Source organism: Acetobacter farinalis (genome assembly GCF_011516935.1).
Lineage (GTDB): Bacteria > Pseudomonadota > Alphaproteobacteria > Acetobacterales > Acetobacteraceae > Acetobacter > Acetobacter farinalis.
Genome location: NZ_WOTF01000014.1, coordinates 49,318 through 58,074, shown reverse-complemented (window position 1 = coordinate 58,074; position 8,757 = coordinate 49,318). Strand labels below are relative to the sequence as shown.

The 8,757-nt window shown below is 57.1% G+C and carries 9 protein-coding genes; 3 read left to right on the top strand and 6 right to left on the bottom strand.

Going from position 1 to position 8,757, the window contains the following annotated elements; translation table 11 throughout:
- Window positions 1-93: 93 nt before the first annotated feature.
- The 6 genes from GOB82_RS10220 to GOB82_RS10195 all read right to left on the bottom strand — a co-directional run bounded on the left by GOB82_RS10220 (window position 94) and on the right by GOB82_RS10195 (window position 2,582).
- Window positions 94-687: a DJ-1/PfpI family protein gene (locus tag GOB82_RS10220; RefSeq protein ID WP_198911969.1), complete on the bottom strand. Its 594-nt coding sequence runs from the start codon at window positions 685-687 to the stop codon at window positions 94-96.
- A gap of 125 nt (window positions 688-812) precedes the next feature.
- Window positions 813-1,244, bottom strand: a complete 432-nt coding sequence (locus GOB82_RS10215) for a CopD family protein (protein ID WP_166122706.1) — start codon at window positions 1,242-1,244, stop codon at window positions 813-815.
- Window positions 1,245-1,251: 7 nt separating this feature from the next.
- Window positions 1,252-1,587 (bottom strand): DUF3817 domain-containing protein, encoded by a 336-nt coding sequence (locus tag GOB82_RS10210; protein WP_198911968.1) that lies wholly within the window; start codon window positions 1,585-1,587, stop codon window positions 1,252-1,254.
- Window positions 1,587-1,850 (bottom strand): hypothetical protein, encoded by a 264-nt coding sequence (locus tag GOB82_RS10205; RefSeq protein WP_166122704.1) that lies wholly within the window; start codon window positions 1,848-1,850, stop codon window positions 1,587-1,589. The genes GOB82_RS10210 and GOB82_RS10205 overlap by 1 nt, the downstream gene beginning before the upstream one ends.
- On the bottom strand, window positions 1,843-2,166 hold the full coding sequence (locus tag GOB82_RS10200; RefSeq protein WP_242007337.1) for an ArsR/SmtB family transcription factor: 324 nt from the start codon (window positions 2,164-2,166) through the stop codon (window positions 1,843-1,845). The genes GOB82_RS10205 and GOB82_RS10200 overlap by 8 nt, the downstream gene beginning before the upstream one ends.
- Before the next feature lie 170 nt (window positions 2,167-2,336).
- A complete protein-coding gene (locus GOB82_RS10195) occupies window positions 2,337-2,582 on the bottom strand; it encodes a transposase (RefSeq protein ID WP_166122700.1) in 246 nt (81 codons plus the stop codon).
- Window positions 2,583-2,973: 391 nt separating this feature from the next.
- Between GOB82_RS10195 and GOB82_RS10190 the strand changes: the two genes are divergently transcribed.
- From GOB82_RS10190 to GOB82_RS10180, 3 genes are read left to right on the top strand one after another with little or no spacing between them, the layout of a single operon-like run.
- Entirely contained in the window at window positions 2,974-4,416 is a 1,443-nt protein-coding gene (locus GOB82_RS10190) for a TolC family protein (protein ID WP_242007336.1), read from the top strand.
- Entirely contained in the window at window positions 4,413-5,675 is a 1,263-nt protein-coding gene (locus tag GOB82_RS10185; protein WP_166122698.1) for an efflux RND transporter periplasmic adaptor subunit, read from the top strand. The genes GOB82_RS10190 and GOB82_RS10185 overlap by 4 nt, the downstream gene beginning before the upstream one ends.
- A gap of 4 nt (window positions 5,676-5,679) precedes the next feature.
- Window positions 5,680-8,751 carry an efflux RND transporter permease subunit gene (locus tag GOB82_RS10180; RefSeq protein WP_265794564.1) on the top strand — a complete coding sequence of 1,024 codons (3,072 nt, stop codon included), beginning with the start codon at window positions 5,680-5,682 and terminating at the stop codon, window positions 8,749-8,751.
- The last annotated feature ends 6 nt before the right edge of the window (window positions 8,752-8,757 follow it).

Here is an 8,757-nt window from a genome sequence, read left to right as displayed (position 1 = left end):
GATCGTCACTCAATGCTCGTGCCATCACCATCTCCATCAATGGAAACGGTGAATCACAATCTATGCCCCATGTCACCCCACACGATTCATCGTTCAGTGGACGTGCTCTAGACGATTACGGTCAACTACCACTCGTTCGTTCACAGGCTTTGCACCGAACAGAGGTAAAAGTGAAAGCGCTGCCCAGTGTGTGCCAGCTTTATAACCCTGCAAAAGTCCTGCAGCTCCAAGTACAAGAGCACCAGTGCAAACAGAGGTAACATAATTTGCTCGTGAGCCACGATCAGCAAGAAACTTCAACACATCAGAATCTCGCATCACTTCAACTTGGCCTGGACCTCCTGGTACAAAAAGCACGTCAAGGTTTTTAGGACTTTCTTCTAAAGTCGTATCAGGTTTCAAAATCAGTCCACTATCGGACAAAAGTAGATTCTTGTTTTTCCATATGAGAAAAATGTCGCTGGTAGCAGCCAATACCGACTGCGGTCCAATCAAATCGAGAGAGGTAACCCCCGGAAAAATAAGCATGCCAATTTTCGGCTTGGGACGAGCAGTAGCACGCGAAACAAAATACTTACTTCCTTGCAAAGAATTTTCCTCCGCTTTACTTTTATCAGGATTCAACACAGATGCTGCAACCACGCCAGCAGCCAAGGTGACTATTGCTCTTCTTTTCGACACAATCACTATAGATTTCTCCTACCTATAAAGGGTTATAGCTTCACTATTTTTAGAGATGGATTTTGTTGATTTTTATTTAATATTAGAAATATTTACCCATGAAAGAGCCAAGGTTTATTTTTTTAAAGTTTTCAAATGGGTTTTGTAACTACAAGCATGACGATAGCAGCAATCGCCAGAATTACCACAAAAGGAATACACTGTGGTTTAGGAAAAGCTGATATTGATTTTTTCTCTTGCTGCCAAAAGAGCTTCCTTGATAGCCATCCGTAAAGAGCCGACAACAACAAGACGATACAAAGTTTGACAATCAGCCAGGCCGCAGGAAACCATCCCCCCAATAACGCAATAGCCAACCCTAACGCCCAGGTTACGAACATTGCTGGACTGGTAACCCTTTGATCCCAACGACGCACGGACGTAATCAACGTTGACGAGCTGGCTTTTTGTATCTGCTGACCTTCACGTACGCTGCTTAGTATAAGAATGGAAGTAGCAAGCATTCCTCCAATCCAAACGATTGCGGCAATAACATGAAATGCCTTAAGCCAAAGATAAACCACAGCAACCTCACTGAGTGGTTTCGAGCAATAAAGCCTGGCGACGAGCCAGTGCTCGTTCATTTACAAATGTCCCAAACGGAATAAGGGCTGCTACAATCATTCGGATTACATCGTTTAGAGCCCATTTTCCATCTGAAACGGTCTGGATCAGCATCCAGAAGTAAAAAATAAAAGCCATTCCATGAATTGGGCCCACAATAGAAGTTGTCACAGATAATCCCTCAAAGTATTTCAAAGGAACAGCAATCCCTATAAGAATCATGAGAGTTGAACCTTCCAGAAGTGACGCAAAGCGCATCCTTCTCAACTGCGCGATTTCTTCAAGCATCTCGGGCGACCGCATCAATCAACCTCCTTGAGAACCTTTTCAATATTCGCAAGGCGTCTTTCTATCTCAGCGATTGATCTCTTGGTGGCCGATACCCCACTTACACAGTCTTCCTGAGTTTTGATGGAGCGCGCCGCGAGATCACGATAAGCACCTTCACTGTTGATCTGCAGCCTTACAGATCGCGCAGAAGAGAAGTATTTCATCCCAAAGATCAGTACAATTACAACCAGCACCAGGATGGTGGTAAGAAGAAATGCCGAGGCATGATCATTCATGTTTGTCCCTTTCAGAGATTTCGTATTTTGTGGAAAGAGGTAGAGAACGAGCGGCGTCAGCAACAGAGGCCGGGTTTAGAGCAATATCAAACATTACGATCTCGAAGTAATTTAACGACTTTCCATCTTGCGATAATTCCATCTTGCTCAATACAAGCCCTGCGTCCTGTAACTTTTTCAGATGTAAATGCAGCAGGGGACGGCTAATACCTAGCTTGCGTGCAAGCTGACTGACATAAGCCCGCCCTTCAGCATGCAACACTTCGAGGATTCGAAGTCGATGTGGATTCGCAAGGGCAGCCAAGGTCTCCAGCATCTGATTCTCATTTATCCTCATCGATTGGTTCATCATTAATATGTTTCATGTGTAATATTTTTATTTCATGCTGTGCGGTATGTCAACAAAATCTTTCAGGTGGAATGCAAGATCGAACAGAGGTGACGCCCTCTGTTCTGACAATTTTTGGGCTTGAATAAGAACGCCTTTCAAAACCACGTTTTGAGTGCCCGGAAGCATATAGGTGAGCTTGCGATCGTGGTGAATGCGAGATGGATGTCGACTCTTCGTTCGTAGCGAACGGTAAGACGTCTGAGACGTGAGATCCAGGCGAATGTGCGCTCGGCGACCCAGCGATGCTTTCCAGGATGTGAGCTTCTTTCGATGTCTTTTCTCGTAATTACAGTGCCTGATCCCACAACGGGAATATGCGAGACGGCAACGTCTGTAATCATAGGCTCAGGACTAATTCTTTGAGATAGAATATGAAGCTTGAGGCGACATGTATTGCAGACATGAACGTATGTGTGCCACGGTCGTATCTGGCAGCAATACGACGCCAGTCTTCAAGCTTTGCGAAGATATTTTCGATACGGTGACGTTTTTTATACAGATGCTTATACAGATGCCAGTTGCAGGGAGGTTTTGATTTTTCGCTCTGCGAGAGACTGCCTTTTGCCTGTCCGAATAAATTAATAGGTCATGATCCTCGACAGGTTCCCCGGCGCGTTCAGCTTCCAGTCAGGTTCAACCGGTATGAAAGGGCTCCGCTTGTCGTCCTGCCTCTGAGCACCCCGCCGTGCGGCAGAGGCACAACACTCAGACCAGGGTGTCTTGTTGTACCACATGAAGCTCTCTGCCCGCCGCAGCCTTGTTCTGCTCACAGCTCTGAACACCCTGCTTTTGGCGCCTGCGCACGCAGCCCCTCTCGCAGGGCAGGACGAAACAGCCGGGCAACGCCTGTCCTTTCCTGATGCCCTGGCCATGGCCTGGGCGCAGGACCCGCGCCGGTCCGAGCTGGGAACAAACCGTTACTCCGCCGAATCCCGTGCCAGAGCGGCGGGAAGCTGGTTTGCCGGGGGGCCATCGCTTTCCGGTTCGTATTTTGATGACCACGCCATTGGCTCCAACATTGGCTATACAACCTATGAAGGCGGGATAAGCGTCCCGCTCTGGTTACCGGGGCAGGGCAGCGCGACCCGGAAGGTCGCCAAGGCCGAAGCGGAAGCCGCGACAGAACGCAGTAGTGAAGAACATATGGCCCTTGCTGTGCGCCTGCTGGACGCCACGGCAGCCGCCATGCTGGCCCACAAGCGGATGGCCAGCACGCAGGCGCTGGCCAGTGCCGCCGCCCGCCTGAGCGCTCATGTGGCGCGTGCTGCCACAACTGGCGAAATGACACTGGCTGACCAGCAGATGGCTGAAGCGGCACAGGCCTCTGCCCAGACCGATGCCACCATGGCGCGGGAAGAAGCCCAGACAGCCGCCGCCGGGCTGGTGGCCCTGCTGGGTTCACCCATAGTGCCGGATATCCTCGCTTTTACGGCGCCACAGAGTGCCGAGGAAAAGCTGGTGGCCCACACGGTGGAAGAAAATGACCCCCGTGTACGGGCCGCACAGAAAGAAACCGCCGCAGCCAATGCAGATATGGTGCTGGCCCGCCGGTCCTTCATGCCCAACCCGCAGGTTGGTGTCGGGGCCATTCACGAAGCCCAGTACGGCAGCCCGTGGGATACCCGCGTGGGGGTAAACTTCACCATGGCGCTGCCCAGCGCTGTGCATAACGCGCCACTCCTGGCCGCCGCCCGCAACCGGGTGGCCGCGGCAGAGACACAGGAGACTCTGACACGCCGCATGGTCCGGCAGGAAATTGCCCAGATCCGGGCAAGGCTGACCTCCGCATCCTCCACCCTAAAAAGTGCGCGCACAGCAGCCCAGCAACTGGAAAGTCGGGCGGACCTTATGGAACGCTCCTGGAAACTTCAGGAAACCTCTCTGGATGATGCACTGAGGGCCAGACAGGCGGCCTATGCGGCCGATCTGGTGCGGGACCGGGCGGAAATTCTCTGGCATACAGCCATTGCCCGCGCCCTGATTGCCGCCGGAGCCATTCCGGGGCTGGAGCAGGCCCCTGCCCTGGCACGCCGCCCCTCCGCCCGGCCAGCTTCCTCTGGTGCAGAGATGGAAATCCCGGAGGACGCAGGCACTCCGCATACACGCCGCCCCGGTGAACCGCTGCGTATTCCGGAACTGGTCTCTTCCCCCCGCAGCAGTGGCGGCCCTGAATGATGGACGGAATACAGACCTCCGCCAAATCGGAACGCGCCGCCCGCAGGCTGCATGACCGGTTTTCAGGCAAACCCTTTCAGAAAAAAACAGTCCTTACCATGAAATATCTTGCGCTTTTTCTTTGCGTTCTTGCCGCAGCACCCGTGACTGTTCTGGCTGAAGAGACCCCGCCCCAGACTCTGAAACTTTCTGCCGAGGCCATCCGGAACGAGGGGCTGCAGTGCGTACCTGTCACATCCGGCACGCTGGTGCATATGCTGCCCGCCACGGCCCATGTGCAGCCGGATGTCACCCGCACGGTCACGCTGCATGCCGCAGGGAACGGCAAGGTGCTCACAGTCGCCGTGCTGCCGGGGCAGAGTGTGAAAACGGGGGACACCCTGCTGACCTATCAGAACCACGCCCTGCATCTGGCCCGGCTGCAGGAGGTGCAGACACGCTCCGCACTGGCCGCCGCCAAGGCCGCGCGGGATGATGCCGCCGCATCATATGAACGCGCACGCGCACTGGCGGGCACAACTGTTTCCAGTGGGGAAACCCGCCGGCGTCTGGCCGTGCTGAAACAGGCGCAGGACACCATTGCCACGCACGAGGCGGAACTGGGCGTTCTGGCGCACCGCTTTCAGGAAGAATACACCTCCCCCACTGAAACGCATGGCGCGGACGAAACCTCGACCCTGATTTCCCCCGTGGATGGCACCGTGACACAGGTTGATACGGCTGTGGCTGCGGATGTGGACCCCACCGTGCCCCTGCTGACGGTGAGTGACACGGGGCATGTCTGGATTGTTTCAGATGTCACCCCGCAGGATGCCGCCCTGCTTGTGGAGGGCGGGCGTCAGGAAACGCTTTCCCGCTCGCCCGATGGCACAACGGCAATCCCCCCCCTGCTGTCCCGCATCGAGACCATTGATACCGCAGCAAACCCGGCAACCGGGCTTGTGCGTGTGCTCAGCCGCGTGCCCAACCCTTCCGGCAAGCTGCGTCCGGGCATGATGCTGAACAGCCTCCTGCAGACCTCGCAAACCGGCTCCGGACTGATCATCCCGGCGCAGGCTGTCCAGACGCTTGGAGACCGCACAGTGGTATTTGTGCAAACCGCACCTGACAGCTTTCGCCCCGTGACCATTCGGACCGGGATGGAAGAAAACGGAAAAACCCTTGTGCTGTCTGGCCTGAAAGCCGGAGAGACCATTGTGAGTGACGGCAGTCTGGCCCTGAAAGCCATGATCGTCCTGCCCGGCATGGATACGGATTAAGCCTGTGCTGACATTTTTTGAAAAACTGAATCAGGCCCGCTTCCTGCTGCTGGCCCTGCTGGTTCTGCTCATGCTGAGCGGGGGTGTTGTTCTGTCTGGCCTGCCGGTGGAGGCCGTGCCGGATATTTCACCCCAGCAGGTGCTGGTTTCGGCCATAGCGCCCGGTCTGGCGACGGAAGAAGTTGAAAAACTGATTACCTTCCCGGTGGAAAGCAGCATGGCGGGTATTCCCGGCGTGAAAGACCTGCGTTCCATCTCACGCTCCGGCGTTTCCGTGGTCTATATCCAGTTTGAGGACTCTACAGACATCAATCTGGACCGCGCCCGTGTGACTGAACGCATGGCGCAGGCCCGATCCCTGATCAGTGTGCCCGGTGTCAGCATCAGCATGGGGCCGCTTACAACAGGCCTTGGCGAAATCTTCCAGTTTCAGCTTTACGGCCCCGGCCTTTCCCTGATGGAGCTGCACCGCCTGATAAGCTGGACGGTGGCCCCTCAGCTCAAGCTTGTCCCCGGTGTAGTCGATGTCAACATCGGGGGTGGGGCGGAAGAGACATGGAATGTGACTCTCGATCCGGCCCGCCTGCTGACCTATGGCGTTTCTGTGGGCGATGTCTATCGCGCCATAGAGACCAGCAATGCCGCCTCCGGCGGCGGCTGGATCGAGCATCATGCCGAGGAACAGGTTGTGGGCGGGCGCGGGTTGCTGCGTTCCTTGCAGGATTTCGGGGCTATTACGGTTAAAACCCAGCCCGGAGGCACTGCCATCCGCCTGCGGGATCTGGGGCGCATCAGCACAGTCCCGCGCACGCGGCTGGGCGCAGTCACGCGTGACGGGCAGGGTGAAATTGTCACCGGGGTGGTGATGATGGAAAAAGGGGCCAGTTCAGACGCCACTCTGGCGGGCATCCGGGCCGCTCTTCCTGCCATTACGCAATCCCTGCCCGCCGGGGTCAGGCTGGTGCCTTATTACGACCGCGCCATGCTCACCAACCGCACCATTGCCACCGTGCGTGAAAACCTGCTGATTGGCGCGGCTCTGGTTGTGGCCGTGCTGCTTGCCGTGATTGGCAACCTGCGGGCCTCCCTGCTGATTGCCTCTGTTATTCCGTTCGCGCTGGTGTGCGCCATGACAGGCATGCGGATATTCGGCATCTCCGCCAATCTGCTCAGCCTTGGCGCCATTGATTTCGGCATGATTGTGGACAGCTCTCTTGTGGTGGTGGAGCATGTGCTCAGCCGCCGCCTGCGTGAGCCAGACGTGCCCTTCGGGGAGCTGGTCCGCTCCTGCGCGCAGCAGATTGCCCGGCCTGTCAGCTTCGCCATTCTGGTTATCATCATGGTGTATCTGCCCGTCCTGACTCTGCAGGACATTGAGGGCCGGATGTTCCGCCCCATGGCCCAGACCGTCATCATGGCGCTGGCCGCTTCCCTGCTTTACTGCATTGTGTGGATCCCCATTCTGTGTGTTTCCACCCTGCGCACGGTACAGGTCCCGCATGAGACCAGACTGATGCAATGGCTGCGGCGGCATTATGAACCGCTGTTCTCCCGCTGTGTGCGCAAGCCCCGGCTTCTGGTTGGCGGCAGTCTGGCCGTGTGCGTACTGGCTGCCGTTCTGGGCATGGGGCTGGGCAGCGAGTTTGTACCGCAGCTCGAGGAAGGTGCACTGGCGCTGCACGCCCTGCGCCTGCCCTCCGCTTCACTGGAGACGGTTCTGAAATCCGTGCAGCAGCAGGAACGCCTGCTGAAAACCTTCCCGGAAGTGGAAACGGTTATCAGCAACACCGGCACCGCCGCCATCCCGACGGACCCGATGGGCCAGAATGAAACCGACAGCTTCATTTTGCTCAAGGAACCGCGTCAGGGCCGCTCTCAGGCTGAACTGGTCTCGGCCATGAATAAAGCCCTTCAGAACGCGCTGCCGGACGCCCTCTTTTCATGGAGCCAGCCGGTCCAGATGCGTATGGACGATCTGCTGTCCGGTGTGCGGACCCAGATTGCTGTCTCCATCTTCGGGAATGATCTGCCTACCCTTGCCCGCCTGAGTGAACAGGTGATCAAGGCGCTGAACAGTGTGCCCGGCGCGGCGGATGTGATGGCGGAAGATGATGGCGCCACCCCCTTCCTGCATATTGACGTAAACCGCGAAAACGCGGGCAGGCTGAACGTGCGTGTGCAGGATATTCTGGATACGGTGGAGGCCATTGGGGGCCATATCGGGCGGCCCGTAACGCAGGGGAACGCCATCATCCCCACGCAGGCGCGGTTTGACCCGGCGCAGGCACGCTCCCTTGCCGATATCGGTGCCCTGCGCGTGATACAGGCAGACGGGCGCGGCACGGTCATGCTCTCTCAGGTTGCGGATATCCGCCAGCAGGACGGACCACCGCGGATCAGCCGCGATGGTATCCGCAGGCGTATTGTCGTTCAGGCCAATGTGCGCGGGCGGGATATTGCCTCCTATGTGGCGGAGGCGCAGAAAACCGTGCAGCGCACTGTCACGCTGCCGCACGGCTACACCATGCAGTGGAATGGCCAGTTCAGAAACCTCCAGTCTGCTTCAAAACGGCTGGCCATTGTCGTGCCCATTGCCCTCACGCTCATCTTCCTGCTGCTGATTACCGCTCTGGGCTCGGCCCGGCTGGCGCTGCTGGTGTTCTGTAACCTGCCTCTGGCTGCGTCCGGCGGTATTTTCGCGCTGGTGCTGCGCGGGCTGCCCTTCAGCATTTCCGCCGGCATCGGGTTTATCGCCCTGTTTGGTGTCGCGGTTCTGAATGGCGTGGTGCTGGTCAGCACGGCGGAGCAGATCCGCCGCCGGGGTGTGGGGGCCGCCCGCGCGGCCTTTACCGCCGCGCGGGAACGCTTCCGGCCCGTGATGGCCACGGCGCTGGTGGCCAGCCTCGGCTTTTTTCCCATGGCCTTTTCCGCCTCCGCCGGGGCGGAAGTGGAGCGCCCGCTGGCCAGCGTGGTGGTGGGCGGGCTGGTAACATCCACCCTGCTCACCCTGTTTGTTTTGCCTCTGCTCTACGCGCGCTTTATGAAAGCAGGACGCCCGCCCGCTGAAGAAAGCTGATCCCGC